The sequence below is a fragment of the Rhizobium binae genome (genome assembly GCF_017357225.1).
Taxonomy (GTDB): Bacteria; Pseudomonadota; Alphaproteobacteria; order Rhizobiales; family Rhizobiaceae; genus Rhizobium; species Rhizobium binae.
In genome coordinates, this window is record NZ_CP071604.1 from 1,432,679 (window position 1) to 1,451,663 (window position 18,985).

The 18,985-nt window shown below is 62.9% G+C and carries 15 protein-coding genes; 6 read left to right on the forward strand and 9 right to left on the reverse strand.

What is annotated here, in order from left to right; genetic code table 11:
- Positions 1–248 precede the first annotated feature (248 nt).
- On the forward strand, positions 249–1,130 hold the full coding sequence (locus J2J99_RS06920) for a phosphotransferase family protein (protein WP_168294195.1): 882 nt from the start codon (positions 249–251) through the stop codon (positions 1,128–1,130).
- A gap of 12 nt (positions 1,131–1,142) precedes the next feature.
- On the opposite strand, the gene J2J99_RS06925 is transcribed toward J2J99_RS06920, so the two are convergent.
- Complete coding sequence (locus J2J99_RS06925) at positions 1,143–1,931, reverse strand: SDR family oxidoreductase (RefSeq protein WP_168294194.1); 789 nt, start codon at positions 1,929–1,931, stop codon at positions 1,143–1,145.
- A 245-nt stretch (positions 1,932–2,176) separates the two neighbouring features.
- Here J2J99_RS06925 and J2J99_RS06930 point away from each other — a divergent pair, with 245 nt between their 5' ends.
- A complete protein-coding gene (locus J2J99_RS06930; protein WP_168294193.1) occupies positions 2,177–3,841 on the forward strand; it encodes an electron transfer flavoprotein-ubiquinone oxidoreductase in 1,665 nt (554 codons plus the stop codon).
- Between the two features lie 114 nt (positions 3,842–3,955).
- Entirely contained in the window at positions 3,956–4,570 is a 615-nt protein-coding gene (locus J2J99_RS06935) for a L,D-transpeptidase (protein ID WP_168294192.1), read from the forward strand.
- Between the two features lie 80 nt (positions 4,571–4,650).
- Here J2J99_RS06935 and J2J99_RS06940 read toward each other — a convergent pair whose 3' ends face one another.
- Positions 4,651–5,553 (reverse strand): DMT family transporter, encoded by a 903-nt coding sequence (locus J2J99_RS06940; protein ID WP_168294191.1) that lies wholly within the window; start codon positions 5,551–5,553, stop codon positions 4,651–4,653.
- Positions 5,554–5,648: 95 nt separating this feature from the next.
- Between J2J99_RS06940 and J2J99_RS06945 the strand changes: the two genes are divergently transcribed.
- Complete coding sequence (locus J2J99_RS06945) at positions 5,649–6,170, forward strand: Lrp/AsnC family transcriptional regulator (protein ID WP_205918538.1); 522 nt, start codon at positions 5,649–5,651, stop codon at positions 6,168–6,170.
- Positions 6,171–6,287: 117 nt separating this feature from the next.
- Here the strand turns inward: J2J99_RS06945 and mgtE are convergent, their stop codons facing one another.
- Complete coding sequence (gene mgtE, locus J2J99_RS06950; protein WP_168294189.1) at positions 6,288–7,661, reverse strand: magnesium transporter; 1,374 nt, start codon at positions 7,659–7,661, stop codon at positions 6,288–6,290.
- A 264-nt stretch (positions 7,662–7,925) separates the two neighbouring features.
- A complete protein-coding gene (locus tag J2J99_RS06955; RefSeq protein WP_168294188.1) occupies positions 7,926–9,155 on the reverse strand; it encodes an MFS transporter in 1,230 nt (409 codons plus the stop codon).
- A gap of 290 nt (positions 9,156–9,445) precedes the next feature.
- Here J2J99_RS06955 and J2J99_RS06960 point away from each other — a divergent pair, with 290 nt between their 5' ends.
- Positions 9,446–10,390 (forward strand): diacylglycerol/lipid kinase family protein, encoded by a 945-nt coding sequence (locus J2J99_RS06960; protein ID WP_168294187.1) that lies wholly within the window; start codon positions 9,446–9,448, stop codon positions 10,388–10,390.
- 13 nt (positions 10,391–10,403) lie between these two features.
- Here the strand turns inward: J2J99_RS06960 and J2J99_RS06965 are convergent, their stop codons facing one another.
- Complete coding sequence (locus tag J2J99_RS06965; protein WP_168294424.1) at positions 10,404–11,753, reverse strand: glutamine synthetase family protein; 1,350 nt, start codon at positions 11,751–11,753, stop codon at positions 10,404–10,406.
- Positions 11,754–11,836: 83 nt separating this feature from the next.
- Between J2J99_RS06965 and J2J99_RS06970 the strand changes: the two genes are divergently transcribed.
- A complete protein-coding gene (locus tag J2J99_RS06970; protein WP_168294186.1) occupies positions 11,837–13,204 on the forward strand; it encodes an aspartate aminotransferase family protein in 1,368 nt (455 codons plus the stop codon).
- Between the two features lie 105 nt (positions 13,205–13,309).
- On the opposite strand, the gene J2J99_RS06975 is transcribed toward J2J99_RS06970, so the two are convergent.
- The 4 genes from J2J99_RS06975 to J2J99_RS06990 all read right to left on the reverse strand — a co-directional run bounded on the left by J2J99_RS06975 (position 13,310) and on the right by J2J99_RS06990 (position 18,955).
- Positions 13,310–14,800, reverse strand: coding sequence for an ArnT family glycosyltransferase (locus tag J2J99_RS06975; RefSeq protein WP_168294185.1), 1,491 nt, complete (start codon positions 14,798–14,800; stop codon positions 13,310–13,312).
- Positions 14,801–16,300: a glycosyltransferase family 39 protein gene (locus tag J2J99_RS06980; RefSeq protein ID WP_168294184.1), complete on the reverse strand. Its 1,500-nt coding sequence runs from the start codon at positions 16,298–16,300 to the stop codon at positions 14,801–14,803.
- A gap of 12 nt (positions 16,301–16,312) precedes the next feature.
- Positions 16,313–17,329, reverse strand: a complete 1,017-nt coding sequence (locus tag J2J99_RS06985; RefSeq protein ID WP_168294183.1) for a glycosyltransferase family 2 protein — start codon at positions 17,327–17,329, stop codon at positions 16,313–16,315.
- Between the two features lie 132 nt (positions 17,330–17,461).
- A complete protein-coding gene (locus J2J99_RS06990; protein ID WP_168294182.1) occupies positions 17,462–18,955 on the reverse strand; it encodes an ArnT family glycosyltransferase in 1,494 nt (497 codons plus the stop codon).
- Between the last annotated feature and the right edge of the window lie 30 nt (positions 18,956–18,985).

Sequence of the window (18,985 nt, forward strand, 5' to 3'; positions counted from 1 at the left end):
CAGAATTTATGCTTGATTGAGCCACTTTTATTGCGGCGCAAAAAAGACACAATTCCCGGGCTGCGATCACTAAGTGGTTATAACGGCTTAAATTTTTGTAATGAATATTCCGTAATATTCAAATTATACTAATATAACAGGAGTGCGCTTGACGCGCCTAAGAGGCGGCGTTTCCGGCAGGCCGACGCCGCTCCCGCATGCGGGTCGCTGCACGCAAGGAATAGCGGAAACAGAGAAGGCAGCTCGTCATGACTGAGTTGGACACCAGCGAACTTCGCACTCTCATCACAAGCGTGTTTCCCCAGCTGACGGCCTCCGTCTTCAAGCTGTCTGCAAGAAGCTGGGATTCGATAGCGGTCGATGTCGACGACACGCTGATCTTCAAGTTTCCCCGCCATCTCAGCGCCGAAAGAGCGCTGGTGAAGGAAGCGGCTTTGCTCGAAATCGTTCGGCCGTCGCTGTCGATGGCTGTTCCCGACATGCGCATCCACGACGGGCCGCCGATCTTCTCCAGCCACGCCAAGCTGGAGGGCGAGCATCTCATTGCCGAAGATTATGAGGCGCTCGGGGAGGGCGTACGCCAACGCCTGGCGGATGATCTCGCGCGTTTCTACGCCGAGCTGCATGCGATTGACGCCGAGCGCCTGCGCGCGGCCGGCGCATCAGCGATCCAACCGTGGCAATCGCCGGACGTGGTGCGAGCGAAGGCCTTGCCGCTGCTGCCGGCTGATATCCAGCGCTTTGCGGAGACCGTCGTTTCGGATTTCGAATTCCTACCGCCGGATCCTTACGGCAACGTCTACGGCTTTTTCGCCGGCCACGGCTGGAACATGGCCTTCGATTTTCGGCAGGGCAGGCTCAACGGCATTTACGATTTCGCCGATTCCGGTTTCGGGCCGTTGCACCAGGAGTTCATCTATTCGAACTTCATCTCGCCCGATCTGACCGCACGCATCGTCTCGGCCTATGAAATCCTGACCGGGCGCCGGCTTGACCGGCGGCGCATCGCGATCATGACCGGCTTCCACCGGCTTTCCGAGGTCGCCGAACTTGCCGACGATCCGGTCAATGTTGAACAGATGATCCGCAGTGCCGCGAACTGGGCCGCCGCCGCAGCCCGCCTCGTCTGAGCGGAGAATCGATTAGACGGATCGTGCCGCGCCGCCGTCGCAGCGGATGAGCGAGCCGGTGATGTAGCTTGCCGGCTGGCTGCACAGGAAGGCCGCTGTTGCGGCAAACTCCTCCACCCGGCCGTACCGGCCGATCGGAATGCGGGCCTCCTTGTCGGCGCGGATTTCCGCCATGCTTTTGCCCGTCCGCTTTGCCGCGGCGCCATCGAGATCGTCGAGCCGCGCCGTCAGAATGCTGCCCGGCAGGAGCAGGTTGGTGGTGATGCCGAAACGCGCCACTTCGGAGGCAAGCGTCTTGCTCCAGCCAGCAAGCGCAGGGCGCAGCGTATTCGACAGCGCCAGGTTGGCGATCGGCTCGATCACGCCCGATGAGGCGACCGTCAGGATGCGGCCCCAGCCCTGCGCCTTCATATCAGGCAATAGCGCATTGGTTAGGGTGATCACCCGGGCGACCATGGAGAGAAAATAGGTTTCGAGTCTCTCGGCCGTCATGTCCTCGGTGGTGCCGGGCGTCGGGCCGCCGGTATTGTTGACGAGGATATCGATGCCGCCGAACTTGTCCTTCACGGCCGTCGTCGCCGTCGCGACGAAGCGCTCGTCAGCGAGGTCGGCCCAGATCCAGTCGGCCCGGCCGTTGCCCTCGCTGTTGATCGCCTTGCAATTGGCCTCCAGTTGCTCGCCGCTGCGCCCGCAGAGCAGCACGTTTGCGCCCTCCCGCGCCAGCGCGAAGGCGATGCCGAGGCCAAGCCCGCGCGAGGAGGCCAGAACGAGCGCTCTTTTGCCCTTGATGCCGAGATCCATGATTTTCTCCGATGACGTTCAGCGATGTATAAGGCGCAGACGACGAAAAAGGAAAGATAGGGGTGGCGATATCGCTTTCGTAATTGACGTTGACGTAAGCGTTATCGTAAATCTCGGATCGGCGGAGAGATCGTTGTGCGAATTGGAGATTGGCTGTCGCATCCCGGCTCGACAATGCTTCGCCGTTTTGACAAGAAAGTCCCCCAAGGGATGATGGCCGCAGACGGCCAAGCGGAGACGAGTGAATGACCGAGACGACTGAGCTGCCCGAACGCGAGAGCATGGAATTCGACGTCGTGATCGTCGGCGCAGGCCCTGCCGGTCTTGCGGCGGCGATCCGGCTGAAGCAGGTCAATCCGGAATTGTCGGTCGTCGTGCTGGAGAAGGGCGCGGAAGTCGGCGCCCATATTCTCTCGGGCGCCGTCGTCGATCCCATCGGCATCGACCGGCTGCTGCCCGGCTGGCGCGATGAGGCCGACCATCCCTTCAAGACGGAAGTGACGGCCGATCACTTCCTGCTGCTCGGGCCGGCCGGCTCGATCCGCCTGCCGAACTTCATGATGCCGCCGCTGATGAACAATCACGGCAACTACATCGTGTCGCTCGGCAACGTCTGTCGCTGGCTGGCCGGCAAGGCCGAGGAGCTCGGCGTCGAAATCTATCCGGGCTTTGCCGCTGCCGAAGTGCTCTATGACGACAAGGGTGCGGTCATCGGCGTCGCCACCGGCGACATGGGCATCGAGAAGAACGGCGAGCCCGGCCCGAACTACACCCGCGGCATGGAGTTGCGCGGCAAATATACGCTGATCGGTGAAGGCGTGCGCGGTTCGCTCGCCAAGCAGCTGATCGCCAAGTTCGATTTGCAGAAGGATCGCGAGCCGCAGAAATTCGGCATCGGCATCAAGGAGCTCTGGGAGGTCAAGCCGGAGAACCACAAGCCGGGCCTGGTGCAGCACTCCTTCGGCTGGCCGCTCGGCATGAAGACCGGCGGCGGTTCCTTCCTCTATCACCTCGAAGACAATCTGGTGGCGGTCGGTTTCGTCGTCCACCTCAATTACAAGAACCCCTACCTCTACCCCTTCGAGGAATTCCAGCGCTTCAAGACGCATCCGGCGATCCGCGGCACCTTCGAGGGCGGCAAGCGGCTCTCCTATGGCGCGCGCGCCATCACCGAGGGCGGTTACCAGTCGGTGCCGAAGCTGTCCTTCCCCGGCGGGGCGCTGATCGGCTGTTCGGCCGGTCTGGTCAACGTGCCGCGCATCAAGGGCAGCCACAATGCGGTGCTGTCGGGTATGCTGGCGGCCGAGAAGCTGGCGGCGGCGATTGTATCGGGCCGCAGCCATGACGAGGTCGTCGAGATTGAGAGCGACTGGCGCAAGGGTGACATCGGCAAGGACCTGAAGCTTGTCCGTAACGTCAAGCCGCTGTGGTCGAAGTTCGGCACGGCGCTCGGCGTGGCGCTCGGCGGTCTCGACATGTGGGTGAACACGCTGTTCGGCTTCTCCTTTTTCGGCACGTTGAGACACGGCAAGACCGATGCGCAGTCGCTGGAGCCGGCCGCGCAGCACAAGCCCATCGCCTATCCGAAACCGGATGGTATTTTGACCTTCGACCGCCTGTCCTCGGTGTTCCTGTCGAACACCAATCACGAGGAAGACCAGCCGGTGCATCTGCAGGTCAAGGACATGGCGCTGCAGAAGGCCTCCGAACTCGGCATCTATGCCGGCCCGTCGACGCGCTACTGTCCGGCCGGCGTCTATGAATGGGTGGAGAAGGACGGCGACAAGACCTTCGTCATCAACGCCCAGAACTGCGTGCACTGCAAGACCTGCGACATCAAGGACCCGAACCAGAACATCAACTGGGTGCCGCCGCAGGGCGGCGAGGGGCCGGTCTATCCGAATATGTAAGGGCGATTGCCGGCTGCGGCCGGCAATTTCGTATTCCCACTGCCGCCCTTAGCGATTCATTAACCATAATTTCCTTAGCTTGCGACATCATCTTGACGCACTAAGGACACATTCATGACGATCTCCCGCCGGGGCTTTCTGATTGCTCTGCCGTTTGTCGTGGCCGGTTGCTCTTCGACAGGCTTGAACAGCCAGACCAACTACGCCGCACTCCCGGATGAAAAATTTCCGTTGAAGCAAGTGCCGATCGATAGGATCAAGCGGGAGCTGCGTCGCCAGGAAGTGGCCTACGAAACCACGCATGCAGCAGGCACGATCGTCGTCGATACACCGGCGCGCCGCGCTTACTATGTCCTCGGCGACGGCAGAGCGATGCGCTACGGCGTCGGTGTCGGCCGCGAAGGGATGGCATTTGCCGGAAACGCCTATATCGGCCGCAAGGCCGAGTGGCCGAGCTGGACGCCGACGGAAAACATGCAGCGTCGCGAGGAGCGCTATCGCAGGCTTGCGGGCGGCATGCCGGGCGGCCCGAACAACCCGCTCGGCGCGCGGGCGATGTATCTCTATCGGGGCGGCAACGACACGCATTTCCGTATTCACGGCACCAATCAGCCGGAATCGATCGGGCTCGCCATGTCGAGCGGCTGTATCCGCATGATGAACCATGACGTGATCGACCTCTATAGCCGAGTCGATGTCGGCGCCAGGGTTGTCGTCATCCAGGCTTGAGCAGCCAAAGTCAGGCCCATTGAAAAAGCCGCCGCAGCGATAGCTGCCGGCGGCTTCGTCATATTGGTCGCAGCTGATCGTCAACGACGTGCCGCGATGCCGGTGGAAAGCGCCACGCCGATGCCGGTGATGACTGCGGCGCTGACCTCGGCAATGCCGACCGCTTCGCCGAGCAGGAAGCCGCCACCCAGCGTCGCCAGCACCGGCGTCAGCGCCGTGAAGGCGGCGGCCTGCGTGCCGCCGAGGGTTCTCACCGCGGTGCCGTAGGCGAGCATCGCTACGAGGCCGGAAAGAACGCCCTGGCTCAGCGCCTGCAGGCCGATTTCCTGCAGGGGCGCCTGCGGCAACGAGGTGCCGAAGATCAGCGCCAGCGTTCCCATGATCAGGAAGGACCAGACGGCGATGAGCGCGCTCGCCTGCACGGCCGTCAGGCCGGAGCGACGGAAAGCATGCGTATAGCTCGCCCACAGAAGAGCGCCGGCGGGCAACAGCACGAAGCTTGTCCATGGCAGCGAGGCGTCGGCAAGGCTGCGCGCCAGCAGGATCAGCACGCCCGCGACGATTGCGACCAGCCCGGCAATACGTGTGCGGTCAGGTCTCTCGGCAAACAGCGCAGCCCCGATCAGGGCGGTGGCGAGCGGCATGGAGCCGCCGAGCAGAATGCCTGACGAGGCAGCCGGCGTCGAATGGATTGCGAAGGTGGTCAGCAGGAAGAAGACGGCGCCGGAACCGGACACCATGATCGCGAGCAGATGAACCGGCAGGCCCTTCGGCAGCAGTCCCGTCCTCAGCCAGACGGGCGAAAGCACGAGGGCCGGAATGCCGAAGCGGATCAGCCCGATATCGATCGAGCCGAGCGGCGTTGCCGCGCTGTGGCGGGTGACAAGAAACCATGTCGCCCAGATCAGCACGGTGACGGTACCGCCGGCATAACCCAGCGTCTGCGACGGCGACTTGTCGTTCGAAAATGCGATGGTGGTCATCGTCTTATCCTTTCTCCGTCCGGAGCCTCTCCGGTTGAAGAAAAGACTAGCGCTGAAGGCCGAGGCATGTCCTTGCTATCTGTGGCTCGAAAACCATGATAAACGCAATCTTCTGCCAATTGGTGGCAACGAGGGTGATGAAAATGCCAAACTTCGATAAATTCGATATCGCCATTCTGAAATGCCTGCAGGAAGATGCGCGCGCCACCAATGTCGAGATTGCCGAGAAGGTCAACCTCTCGCCGTCGCCCTGCCTGCGCCGCATCCGCAATCTTGAACGCTCCGGCATTATCCGCGGCTACACCGCCGATATCGACCGCAAGGAGGTCGGCCTCGGCCTGACGGTTTTCGTCGAATTCAAGGTCGTCCACCACAGCCGCGAGAATTCCGAGGCGCAGCAGAAGGCACTGCTTGCCATTCCCGAGATCGTTTCCTGTTTCCTGATCTCGGGCACGGCCGATTTCCTCGCCGAAGTGGTGGTGGAGGATCTCGCCGCCTATGAACGGCTGCTGACCGAAACGCTGCTGACCTTGCCGAATGTCAGCGACATCCGCTCGAACTTCGCCATCCGCAGCATCAAGACGCACGGACCGCTGAAGCTACCCGAGGGAAAGTAATTTTCCTCGGGGCTTGTGCCTTTTCTCGGCCTGGCGCCCGGAGCCGCCCCTCATCCGCCTGCCGGCACCGGGTCTCGACCCCCGGTAAGGGTTAGGGTGAGGGGCAAATTCCAGGCGTTACAGCAGCGTCCCGCTGAGGATGAGCAGCGCCACCGAGAAGTAGATGACGAGCCCGGTGACGTCGACCAGCGTGGCGACGAAGGGGGCCGAGGCGCTGGCCGGGTCGAGCCGCAGCTTCTGCAGCACGAAGGGCAGCATCGAGCCGCAGATCGAGCCGAAGGTGACGATCCCGATAAGGGCGGCAAACACCGTGATGGCGACCATCTGCCAGTGCGGACCGTAATCATAGAGCCCGGCCGACTGCCAGAAGACGATGCGGATGAAGCCGACGAGACCAAGGATCGCGCCGAGCACGATGCCGGTCGGCAGTTCGCGGAACAGCACCTTCCACCAATCCGAAAGCTTCAGCTCGCCGAGCGCCAATGCCCGGATGATCAGCGATGTCGCCTGCGACCCGGAATTGCCGCCCGAGCTCATGATCAGCGGGATGAACAGCGTCAGCACCACAGCCTTTTCCAGTTCGCCCTCGAAATGCTGCATGGCGCTCGCCGTCAGCATCTCGCCGAGGAACAGGGCGGCAAGCCAGCCGGCGCGCTTGCGGATCATCCCGGCGAAGTTGATCTTCATATAGGGCTGGCCGAGCGCCTCCATGCCGCCGAACTTCTGGGCCGCTTCCGTCGTGTCTGCGATCATCGTATCGATCACGTCGTCGACGGTGACGATGCCGAGCATCTGCCCATGGTCGTCGGTCACCGGCAAGGCGAGGAGGTCGTGCTTGCGGATCAGCCGGGCGACATCCTCCTGCTTCATCAGCGGATCGGCCGAAACCGGCGCGCCCTTCTGGGCGACCGAGAGGATGGAGGCCTCCGGCTCGCCGGTGATCAGGCGGCGCAGCGTCACCACGTGCATGAGCGCATGGCTTGCCTCGCCGAGCACATAGATGGCGTAGACGGTCTCGCGCGAGCGTTCGACCTGGCGCACATGATCGAGCGTCTGGGCAACGGTCCAGCTGTCGGGCACGCTGACGAATTCCGTCGTCATGATGCTGCCGGCGGTGCGCGGCGGATAGCCCATCAGGTGCTGGATCGCGATGCGCACCGGCTCGTCGAGGCTGGCGAACAGCCGGGCGCGGGTCTCACCGTCGAGCTCGAGCAGCACGTCGGCGACGCGGTCGTTCGACATGCCGTGCAGCAGCCGTGCGGCATCCTCGGCGCCCATCAGCGCGAGGATTTCGGCGGCGTTGCGAAGCTCCGGCCGGTCGAGAATGTTGACGGCATAGTCGAGCGGCATGCCGGTCAGAACGCGCCCGGCGTCCTGGACTGCGAGCGCATTCAGCGCCTCGACGCGTTCGGCGATGGTTGCACCGCGGCTGTTGTTGATGAAGGCACGGGCGGCATGGCCTGCCCGAAGAGGGAAGCGATTGATATTCATTGAGGCTCGCCTTTCCATCGATCCGCCGTAGCGTCCGACGGGCGAGCCGACAGGAGTCGGTCAGCGCACGAGGGCCGCGTACGGCAAAGGCAATCGACTGCTACTGTCGCTTGGCATCGCTAAGATGGCTCCGTTAAAATCCGTGGCAGGACGAGTGTCATCCACGTGTCATGCTAAGTGGTCCCGAACGCGAAAAAAGTCAAGCGGAGTAAATGCTTAACGCCAGAATGTCGCACCCGCGCGCGACCTGCCTCGCCAATGGCTTCAGAGGGCCGGTGCGGTCCGGCCGCGGCGCTCCAGGCGTAGCGAGGCTGCGAAGACGAAAAGGCCGAGGAAGGACAGCGCGGCGCCGACATAGCCGGTTGCCGCAAAGCCGTAGCCCCAGGCGATGACGAGGCCGCCAAGCCAGGCGCCGAGCGCATTGGCGATGTTGAAGGCGGAATGGTTGGAGGCGGCCGCCAGCGTCTGCGCATCGGCGGCGACATCCATCAGCCGCGTCTGCAGCGCCGGCCCGGCGGCAAAACCGCAGCCGACGAGGAAGACCGAAAGGCCGAGCATATAGGGGTTGGCGGCGGTCAGCGCGAAGGTGGTCAGCACCACGATATTATAGATGAGCGAGCCGCCGATCGTGCCGAGCAGCGATTTGTCGGCCAGCCACGAGCCGATGAAATTGCCGGCGTTCATGCCGACGCCGAACAGGACCAGCATGATCGGAACCGCGCTTTCCGGCAGCATCGCCACCTTCGTCGTGGTCGAGGCGATATAGCTGAACATGGCGAACATGCCGCCATAGCCGACGGCGGCGATGCCGAGCGTCAGCCAGACCTGTGGCCGGCGGAAGGCGCCGAGCTCGCGCAGGAAGCTCGCCTCTTCGGAGACCCTGTCTTTCGGAACGTGGAACCAGATCAGCGCCACTGTCAGCAGGCCGACGATGCCGACCGATAAAAACGCCACCTGCCAGTCGAGCGACTGACCGAAGAGCGTCGTCACCGGGGTGCCGAGGAGCGTGGCGATGGTCAGGCCGAGCATCACCCGCCCGACCGCGCGTGCCCGCCGATGCACCGGCACCATCGAGGCAGCGACGAGGGCGGCAACGCCGAAATAGGCGCCGTGCGGCAGGCCGCTGACGAAGCGCAGCAGAGTGAACGTCTCGAAGGTCGGCGCCACGGCGCTGAGGATGTTGCCAATGGCAAAGACCAGCATCAGCATCAGAAGCAGCGTGCGGCGCGCCATCTTGGCCGCGAGCACGGCGATGACCGGCGCGCCGACGACGACGCCGAGCGCATAGGCGCTGATGACGTAGCCGGCCTGCGGCGTCGTGACCGAGAAGGTTTCGGCGACGTTGGGCAGCAGGCCCATGATGGCGAATTCGCCGGTGCCGATGCCGAAGCCGCCGCAGGCCAGCGCCAGCTGAACCAGCGCGACGGTCGTCGACGACGGCAGCGCGGCCTCCGGCTGGCTTTCGATGGGTTCATTGATCGCGATCTGGCTCACGAGAGCTCCTTGAGACGGTTCTCTGCTTGGCAAGGGCCTTGGCGCGGACGCGGGCCGATCGTTCGGAATGGCAGGATGCGGAGGGGTAGTGGAACCTCCATCTATCCGCAACGCCACGGCCTGCGTCGAGTGCGTTTTTTGCAGTGCAGCGTCCTGTTATGTGCATATGTCTGTTGCAATTTTTGCCTCTCCGGCGCTTCTGGGGAAAAGCGGCGGCGCTTGAAATCGCCGATACCGCAACCATCTCAGAGGCAAGGCAGGATCAGTTCACGCCAGAGACGGGAGCCCTCATGAAGCTTGTAGGCTTTTTCAATCGCGACGGCGGCACATTCAGGACCACGGATATGCTGGCCTATGAGAAGAGGGCGGAGGCGGCTTTCCGGGATGCAGGTCACGATTTCGAAGCCATCGTTTTCTCCGGCAAGGAGATCATTCCGGCCATGGAGCGGGCCGCCAGGCGTGATGATATCGATGGCATCGTCGCCGGCGGCGGCGACGGCACGATTTCGGCGGCGGCATCGATTGCCTGGAAAAACGGCATTTCACTCGGTGTCGTGCCCGCTGGTACGATGAACCTCTTTGCCCGCTCGCTGCGCGTGCCGCTCGATATCTGGCAGGCGCTCGATGTGCTCGCGACCGGCGAGATCGATAATGTCGATATTGCCAGCGCCAATGGCCGGCCCTTCATTCACCAGTTTTCCGCTGGCCTGCATGCCCGCATGGTGCGCTACCGCAATGCCTACAGCTATCGCTCCCGGCTGGGCAAGATCCGGGCGAGCACCAAGGCCGCCCTCGGCGTCGTGTTCAATCCGCCGGAATTCGAGGTCGAATTCGAGGCGGCCGGCATGCGCGAGCGCCGCTGGGTGTCGGCGATCTCAGTCTCCAACAACCCCTTCGGCGAGAATGTGCTGCTCTACGCCGATAATCTCAGAAGCGGCGAACTCGGCTTCTATACGGCAAAACCGCTGAAGCCGCTCGGCGTCGCCCGCCTCGCCATCGACATGCTGCGTGGCAAGGTTCGCGAGAATGCCGATGTCATGGTCATGCACCCGGCCGAGGTACACCTGCATTTCCCGAAACTGCGGCGTAAGGCCAATTGTGTCATGGACGGCGAATTGTCGCCGCTCGCACGCGACGTTTCCCTCCGGCTGCATCCGCGCGAGCTGAAGGTCCTCGTCAAGCAAGGGCTCGCCGCTCAGGTGGACGCCGTCGAACGCCGTGAGCCTGCAGCCTGAGACCCGGAAGGCTTCAGAGCCGTGGCAGATAGGTGCGGTAGTCGAAATCCGAGACGGTGCGCAGATGCGCTAGCGCTTCCTTGCGTTTGGTGTCGCCATAAAGCGCCTGATAACGCGGGCCGACGATATCGGCGATGAAGGGCGAGGTGCGGAAGGTCTCGACCGCGCTCAGGAAATCATGCGTCAGCCGCGTCGTATTTTCCGGCGTATGCGAGGGTGTCGTCTCTTCGCCGGGATTGAGGTCGCCGTCGAGGCCGATGAGCATGCCGCCGAGGATCGCTGCAAGCAGTAGATAGGGATTGGCATCGGCGCCGGCGACGCGATGTTCGATGCGCGCGCCCGGCCCGTCCTTGTCGGGTATGCGGATCGCGGTTCCGCGATGGCCGCTGCCCCAGGTGAGATCGACCGGTGCGAAGGAGCCCGGCTGGAAGCGCCGGTAGGAGTTGGCGAAAGGGGCGAAGATCAGCTGCGCCTCGCGCATGGTCTTGAGCAGGCCTGCCGTCACCGATTTCAGCAATGTCGGCTCGCCGCCCTTGGCATCGAGGATGTTGCGGCCCTGCCGGTCGACGACGCTGGCATGGACATGCAGGCCGGAGCCGGCATGGTCGGAATAGGGTTTTGCCATGCAGGTCGATTTCAGCCCATGTCGGCGTGCCGCCTGCTCGGCGATGCGCTTCAGATAGAGGCAATCGTCGGCAGCCGCCAGCGCATCGGCGCGGTGCAGCAGATTGACTTCGAACTGGCCGGGGCCGAACTCCGCCGTCGTCGCATCCGCCGGCAGCCCCTGGGCGGCCGCATAAGCCCGCAGCGTCTGCAGGTAGCCGTCGAGCGCATCGACGGCGCTCATGTCGTAGAGCTGGAAACCATTCGGCTCGCCGCGATAGGTCAGGCTTTCCGGCGGGGAGGGGCGGCCGGTTTCGCGCCAGTCGCCCGACATCACATAGAATTCCAGCTCGGTGGCGACGACAGGCGTCAACCCGCGGCTGCGATAACGCTCGACCACGGAAGCGAGAATGGCGCGCGGATCCATGAAGCTCGGGCTGCCGTCGAATTCATGCATGGTGGCGAGCACCTGCATCGAGCCCTCCGGGGCCCAGGGCATCGGCGCGAGGCTGCGCCGGTCGGGAACGACCATGCCGTCGGGATCGCCGATCGTCAGCGACAGGCCGGTGATATCGTCATTGTCGTCGCCCCAGATGTCGAGCGATTGCGTCGAGGTCGGCAGGCGGATCTCACCGGCCCAGGCCTTGCTTTCGGCGGCGGGCGGCAGCTGCTTGCCGCGCAGGTCGCCGTTCATGCCGACGATCAGGATCTCGAAACGCGGGTCGCCGCCGGCCTTGCCGTCCATCCTGCCGCTCGCCATGACCTTGAAAATCCTCCGGGACAAGGCCAAGCTCCTATCCCATCAATAGCAGCCTTTCAATCCGCGAGGGTCTTTTACCAGCCATGCCCGATACTCACCCGCCCTCGAACGTTGCCGCGATCGACGCAGCCCATCATCTGCACCCCTTCGCCGACATGAAAAAGCTGAACGCCGATGGCGCCCGCATCATCCAGCGCGGCGAGGGCGTCCATATCTTCGATGATCGCGGCCGGAAATATCTCGATGGATTCGCCGGCCTCTGGTGCGTCAATATTGGCTATGGCCGCCGCGAGATCGCTGAGGCCGTCGCAAGGCAGATGAACGAGCTGCCCTATTATAACACCTTCTTCGGCACGACCTCGACGCCGACGGCGTTGCTTGCGCAGAAGGTGACGTCGCACGCGGGCGCGCGTTTCAACCATATCTTCTTCACCGGCTCCGGTTCGGAGGCGAACGACACCTGGTTCCGCATGGCCCGCGTCTACTGGAGCGTCGTCGGCAGGCCGTCGAAGAAGATCGTCATCGCAAGGAAGAACGGCTATCACGGCTCGACCGTCGCCGGCGCCAGCCTCGGCGGCATGAAATACATGCACGAGCAGGGCGACCTGCCAATATCGGGCATCGTCCATATCGGCCAGCCCTACTGGTACGGCGAGGGCGGCGATCTCTCGCCTGATGAATTCGGTCTCAAGGTCGCCCGCGAGCTCGAAGCGAAGATCGACGAGCTCGGCGAGGAGAACGTCGCCGCCTTCGTCGCCGAGCCGGTGCAGGGAGCCGCCGGCGTCATCATCCCGCCCGAAACCTACTGGCCGGAGATCGACAGCATCTGCAAGGCGCGCAATATCCTGCTGGTGACCGACGAGGTGATCTGCGGTTTCGGCCGGTTGGGCGCCTGGTTCGGCCATCAGCATTTCGGCGTCGAGCCGGATCTGGCGCCGATTGCCAAGGGGCTCTCCTCCGGTTACCTGCCGATCGGCGGCGTGCTCGTCAGCGACAAGATCGCCGACGTGCTGATCAACGACGTCGGCGAGTTCAACCACGGCTTCACCTATTCCGGTCATCCCGTCTGTGCGGCCGCCGCCCTCGAGAACCTGCGCATCATCGAGGAGGAAAGGCTGGTCGAGCGCGTACGTGACGACATTGGCCCCTATTTCGGCAAGGCGTGGGCAGCGCTCGCCGATCATGACCTGGTCGGCGAGGCCGTCAGCATTGGCCTGATGGGCGGACTGCAGCTTGCTGCCGACAAGAGCACACGAACGCGTTATGAGAAGCCTGACCCGGTCGGGGCGCTGGTGCGCAATCACGCGCTGGCAAACGGCCTCGTGCTGCGCGCCACCGGAGACCGCATGCTGGCCTCGCCGCCACTCGTCATCAGCCACGCGGAGGTGGACGAGATGGCCAGGATTACCAAGCTGGCGCTGGATGCGGCCTGGAAGGAGCTGAAATCCTGATGTCTTTTGGCCGACCGGGTCTATTGCGGATGGTCGATAAGCAGGCTGTTCGCAACGCTCCTCGCGCTTCCGGCCATTCGGTCCCCAGCGACCGCCTTTTCCAGTTCACTCAGCTGGCCGGTCGAGCCAGGCATATCCGAATCGGTAACGGTCGTCGCCGCGCTGATAGAAATAGGGCACGTCGATGAACGACGCCTCAGGTTGGGATGCGCCGAGATTGGCCTGCAGCCATTCAGCCATGACCGGCGGGAGCCCATCGCTTGCCGCTTTCGGCGGGATCAGCCACACGAGAAGCAGCGGTTGCCGGCCCGCAAGATCCGGATGGAAGCCGGGATAGTCAACCGAGAGGACCGGTACATCGGGAATATCCTGCCTGAGATTGCCGGCAAGCAGGCTGTCGCCGGCAAGGATCGCCGCCGGTTCGGCCTGTTTGCGCAAGCTTTCGAGCATCGTGGCATAGGGTCTGTTCAGCCGTTCGTAATGGCCGGTGAAGCGTGCAGCCGCGACGCTGCCGTAAAGGGCGGCCGGCACGCCAATCATGATGACGGCGACGACAGCCATGAAACGACGGGACGCCCTGGCTGTCGCAACGCCGGCGGCATCGATTTTCAGGCAGAAATAGAGCGGCAGGATGAAGAGCATCGGCACCAGCCAGCGATCCTTGATGCCGGTGGCTCCGCCGAAGACGATCAACAGCAGGATGCCGGCCAGGAAGACGAACATCATCCGCTCGATGAGCCGCGTCCAGTCCGAGCCGGCGGCAAGCGCCGGACGAAGCCCCTTGCCGAAGACGAGCGCAAACACCGCCACTGTCAATCCGGCAAAGCTGATGATGGCGAGAGCAAGCGAGCCGATACCCATGGCCACCTGCATGAGATAGCTGGCATGGCCGCTCGCGGTCATCTTCTCCAGCGTGCGGGCGGTGGCGAAATTGAGATTATCCTTCAGCCAGAAGAGATGCGGCAGGGTGAGGATAAGCGCCACGGCAATGGTCACCACCAGCCGCCGGTCGAAGATCCGCGGCCGCAGGCGCGCATCGGCCAAGGCGGCGATCAGGGCGGCAGCCGGCAGGATGGCAAAGTTATATTTGGCAAGCAGGCCGAAACCGATGCCGATGCCTGTTATCAGATAGGAGGCAAGGCTCGACTGCTTCAGGCTGCGGATGAAGCCGTAGAAGAAGATGCTGGCCGAGAAGAACACCGCCACCGTGTGCGTCAGATCGCGCTGCATCTCGAAAGCCATCTGCGGAATCGTCAGCAGCCCGAGCGTCGCCATCGCCACCAGCGCCTTGTCGCGCAGGATAAGTCGCGCCGTCAGGCCGTAGAGCAGATAGGAAATGAACAGCAGGAGGTTCTTCACCACCGAAAGCGCGGTAAGCGAGACCCCGGCAACCTGGAAGACGCTATATTGCAGCCAGTTGTAGAAGGGCGGTTGCGGGCCGTAGCCGGCGGCCAGCCATTGCGACCGGAAGACCTGCTCGGCCTCGTCGAGATCGAGCGAATGCGAGGTCGCCAGCCGCACGCCGATCTGAAGCGTGAAATAGGCCGCCAGCAGCGCGAAAATCCATCGCATGTCGCGAAGGTTGGTTTCGGTCATCTATCTAGCCCCCGGCCGAACCCATGCGTAACCGAGCGCGAAGTTGTCGCCCTGGCGGCCGAAATAATAGGGAAGCGACAGCGAGCCCATCTCCTGCGGCACGATGCCCGCTGCCGCCAGCGCCGATGAAAACCGCTCCGGCATAACCGCATCCGCAGCCGCCGCCGCCTTCTTGCCGCGCCAGACGATTAGCACCGGTCCGCCTGCTATTGTGTAGGCCGGAATGCCCGCAACGGGAAAATCGGGGATGACAACCGGCACGTCGGGAAGCTGCAGACGCATGTTCCCGGCGACATAGGGGTCCGAAGCAATCACCAGCGCGGGTTCGGCCGGTCGGGTCATTTCGCGGACGAGATCGGCCATTGGCACATTCGGTCGGCTGTAGGTGCCGATCAGCCCGGCGCCGACCACGCGGAAGCAGAGCGCGACTAGCACACAGGCCATCAGCACCGGAACGACCGGCCGGAAGCGGCGCAGCCCGGCGGAAAGATCGAGCCCGGCCGCCTGCATCTTTGCCAGGAAATAGATCGGTAGCACCAGCAGGAACGGGTCGAGCCATCGCTCACGCACCGTGGTGGAACCGGTGAACAGCACGATCAGAACGATGCCGGCAAGGCTTGCCAGCATCATCCGCTCCATCATCGTGGTCCAGCGGTTTCCTGCCGAAAGCATCAGGACAAAATCCCGCCGGAAGGCGGCTGCGAAGATGGCCACCGGGAGCGCCGCAAAGGCGATGATGGCGATGAGAAAGGCGAGGAGGCCTTTGCCAACCCGGGCGATGCCGGCGGGTTCGTTACCGGCGGCCATCTTGACCAGAGTATCGGAGGAGGCGAATGCGAGATTGCCCTGCAGCCAGATTGCGTGCGGCAGGACGATGACGAGCGCGACGGCAATCGCGATGAGCATACGCCAGTCGAGCGTCCTGCGCCGCCAGTCGGCGTCAGGCAGGATGGCAATCAGCGCGACGATCGGCATCAGCGCGAAATTGTACTTCGAGATCAGCCCGATGCCGGTCGCAAGCCCGAGCAGCAGGTAACTGCCGGTATCCGGCCGCTCGAGCGTGCGGAAGAAGCCGTAGAGGAAGAGCGAGCTTGCAAAGAGCAGCGCCGTCGTGTGGGTCAGATCCTGCTGCGCCATGTAGGAGACCTGGGGCAGGGTGATAAGCGCCATCATCCCGACGGCGGCAAGCTTCTGGTCCTTCAGCGCCTCGCGTCCGGCGAGGCCGTAAAAGAGGTAACACAGGAAGAGCAGGATATTCTTCGGCACGATCAGCGCGCCGATCGACATGCCCGTCACCGAAACGATGGCATATTGCATCCAGTTGTAGAAGGGCGGCTGCGGGCCGTAGCCCGCCAGCAGATATTGCGAGAAGAAGGATTGCTCGGCCTCGTCGAGCTCCAGCGAATGCGGAAGCGCGATGCGCAACGCGATATTCAGCACGAAATAGGCTGCAAGCAGCAGCGCCGCGGTTCTGATCGTCCTCGTCGCGCGTTCCAGCATCGTGCTGCCAGCTTAGGCTTGGCTTTGATCGTCGAAGATCTGCCGTACGATATAATTCGGAGAAGCGTCGTCACGATAATAGGTGCGCGCGATCATTTCCGCCAGAATGCCGGTCGTGATCATCTGCACCGACGACAGCAGCAGCACGACGCCGACCATCAGCATCGGCCTCGTGCCGATATCATTTCCCATGATGAACTTGTCGAAACCGAGGTAAAGCAGGATCAGCATGGCGACGGCGCCGAGGCCGAGACCCAGCGAGCCGAAGAAATGCCCCGGCCGCGCCTTGTAGCGCATGAAGAACATCACCGACAGCAGGTCGAGGATGACGCGGAAGGTGCGCGAAATACCGTATTTCGAAACGCCGTGCTCGCGGGCATGGTGGGTGACGGCCATCTCGCCGATGCGCGAGCTCGGGACGACACCGGCCACCCAGGCCGGGATGAAGCGGTGCATCTCGCCCATCAGCTTCACCTGCTTGATGATCGAGGCCCGGTAGATCTTCAGGCTGCAGCCGTAGTCGTGCAGCTTGACGCCGGTGATGCGGCCGATCAGGTAGTTGGCGCACCATGAGGGAATCTTGCGCAGAAACAGACCATCCTTGCGGTTCTTGCGCCAGCCAACCAGCAGGTCGAGTTCGCGTCTTTCGAGCTCCGAGACCATCGCAGGGATGTCCTTGGGGTCGTTCTGCAGATCGCCGTCCATCGTCGCGATCAGCCGGCCCCGGGCGGTGTCGATGCCGGCCTGCATGGCGGCGGTCTGGCCGAAATTGCGCTGCAGCTCAACGATTCTGAGCGCCAGCCCGTTTCGCCCGACAAATTTGCGGGCGTTGACGAGCGTCGCATCGGTGCTGCCGTCGTCAACGAGGATCAGTTCCCAGCGATGAGGATATTGGGCCATCGCAGCGAGGATGCGTTCGACCAGTGGGCCGACGCTTTCCTCTTCGTTGAAAACCGGCACGACCAGCGACAGCTCGAGCGATTGTACCGGATCATTCGTGCCACGAATGGGCTCTACCGTTGTCTGCAACTTTCATCTCCAAAAGCCGGGCGGCCTGGCAATCCTTACTGCCGCCACCGCGTTTGCGGAAGCCTACTACATGAAGTGTCCGTCCGTTGCCAGCGGACAATACCGGTTTCCCTCGCCCGAGCTGCCGCAACGCTATAGCGCGCCGCCCTCCACCCAGGAGTAGCCGATGGAAAAGGTATGTTTGCCGTCGCCGAAAAGATAGGGCAGCGTCAGCGTATTTATCTCTTTCAGACGAATACCCGATTTGACGAGATTGTCGGCGAATTCGGGCGAAATGGTTGGATCATTTGCGGTTTCGCCCCGCCAGACGACGAGCACAGGACCCTTCGCGGCCGCATATTCGGGCACCCCTCGCCCTGGAAAGAAGGGGATTACGACGGGAACGTCGGGGAATTCCAGCTTCATGTTGCCGGCCACGAACTTGCTTCCCGCGACGATCAGCACCGGCTTGCGTGTCGCGGTCAGTTCGTCAACGAAATTCGCGAACGGCACATTCGTTCTCGTATAAACGCCGGTATATTGCATCGCGACGATCCTGAGCAGGAGGATCGCCAGGATGACGACCATGAAGACCGGCACTACTGGCCGGAAGCGCGCCAGGCCAGCGGAAAGATCGAAGCCGGCGGTTTCGAGCTTCAGGAAAAGATAGATCAGCATGACGAGCAGGCACGGGTCGAGCCAGCGCTCGTGGATGTCGCTCGCGCCGGCGACGATGACGACACCGACGAAGGCCAGCAGGCTGACAATCATCATCCGCTCGATGACCCGGATCATCGGACTGGACGCGGAAAGTGCACGGAAGAAATCCCGTCGGAAGGCTGCTGCGAAGAAAACGATCGGCAATGCGACGAAACCGAGGACGGCGATGACGAGGGAGAGCAGTCCCTGTCCGATGCGGGGGAGGCCAGCGGCCGCTTCGTGCTCGGCGGTCATCCGCTCCATGGTCGGGGCCGAAGCGCTGACGAGGTTATCGGGCAGCCAGAGCGCATGCGGCAGAACGACCACAATGGCGATTGCGAACGCCGGCAGCAGACGCCAGTCCAACAGACGGCTGCGCCACTTTCGGTCCACCAGGACCGCGACGAAGGCGGCAAACGGCAGAATGGCGAAATTGTATTTGGAGATGAGGCCGATGCCGGTGGCGATGCCGATGACGAGGTAGCTGCCGATCGTCGGCTGCCGAAGTGTGCGAAAAAAGCCGAAGAGGAAGAGCGAGGTCGCAAACAGCAGGGCAACGGTATGGGTCAGTTCGCGCTGCGCCATGAGGCCGACCTGCGGCAGGGTAATCAGGCTCAGCATGGCGATGGGCGGGAGAAGACGGCTCTTCAGCACCTCGCGCGCAGCAAGCCCATAGAACAGATAGCAGCCGAAGAGAATGATGTTCTTCGGAACCGAGAGCGCCCACATCGTGATCCCGGTGACCGAGACGATGGCGTATTGGATCCAGTTGTAGAAGGGCGGTTGCGGGCCGTAGCCGGCCAGAAGATATTGCGAGTAGAAAGATTGTTCCGCCTCGTCGAGATCGAGCGTATGGGGCAGCGCGATGCGGAGCACGATGTTCAGCAGGAAATAGACTGCCAGAAAAATGCTCGCGCTCGTAATATTTCTCGTAATGCGCTCCAACATCGATCTCCAAGTCAAACCGGCAAGGTGCCG

Coding starts and splice junctions, on each gene's coding strand:
- J2J99_RS06920 (WP_168294195.1), top strand. CDS start 249: ATGACTGAGTTGGACACCAGCGAACTTCGCACTCTCATCACAAGCGTG.
- J2J99_RS06925 (WP_168294194.1), bottom strand. CDS start 1,931: ATGGATCTCGGCATCAAGGGCAAAAGAGCGCTCGTTCTGGCCTCCTCG.
- J2J99_RS06930 (WP_168294193.1), top strand. CDS start 2,177: ATGACCGAGACGACTGAGCTGCCCGAACGCGAGAGCATGGAATTCGAC.
- J2J99_RS06935 (WP_168294192.1), top strand. CDS start 3,956: ATGACGATCTCCCGCCGGGGCTTTCTGATTGCTCTGCCGTTTGTCGTG.
- J2J99_RS06940 (WP_168294191.1), bottom strand. CDS start 5,553: ATGACCACCATCGCATTTTCGAACGACAAGTCGCCGTCGCAGACGCTG.
- J2J99_RS06945 (WP_205918538.1), top strand. CDS start 5,649: ATGATAAACGCAATCTTCTGCCAATTGGTGGCAACGAGGGTGATGAAA.
- mgtE (WP_168294189.1), bottom strand. CDS start 7,661: ATGAATATCAATCGCTTCCCTCTTCGGGCAGGCCATGCCGCCCGTGCC.
- J2J99_RS06960 (WP_168294187.1), top strand. CDS start 9,446: ATGAAGCTTGTAGGCTTTTTCAATCGCGACGGCGGCACATTCAGGACC.
- J2J99_RS06965 (WP_168294424.1), bottom strand. CDS start 11,753: ATGGCGAGCGGCAGGATGGACGGCAAGGCCGGCGGCGACCCGCGTTTC.
- J2J99_RS06970 (WP_168294186.1), top strand. CDS start 11,837: ATGCCCGATACTCACCCGCCCTCGAACGTTGCCGCGATCGACGCAGCC.
- J2J99_RS06975 (WP_168294185.1), bottom strand. CDS start 14,800: ATGACCGAAACCAACCTTCGCGACATGCGATGGATTTTCGCGCTGCTG.
- J2J99_RS06980 (WP_168294184.1), bottom strand. CDS start 16,300: ATGCTGGAACGCGCGACGAGGACGATCAGAACCGCGGCGCTGCTGCTT.
- J2J99_RS06990 (WP_168294182.1), bottom strand. CDS start 18,955: ATGTTGGAGCGCATTACGAGAAATATTACGAGCGCGAGCATTTTTCTG.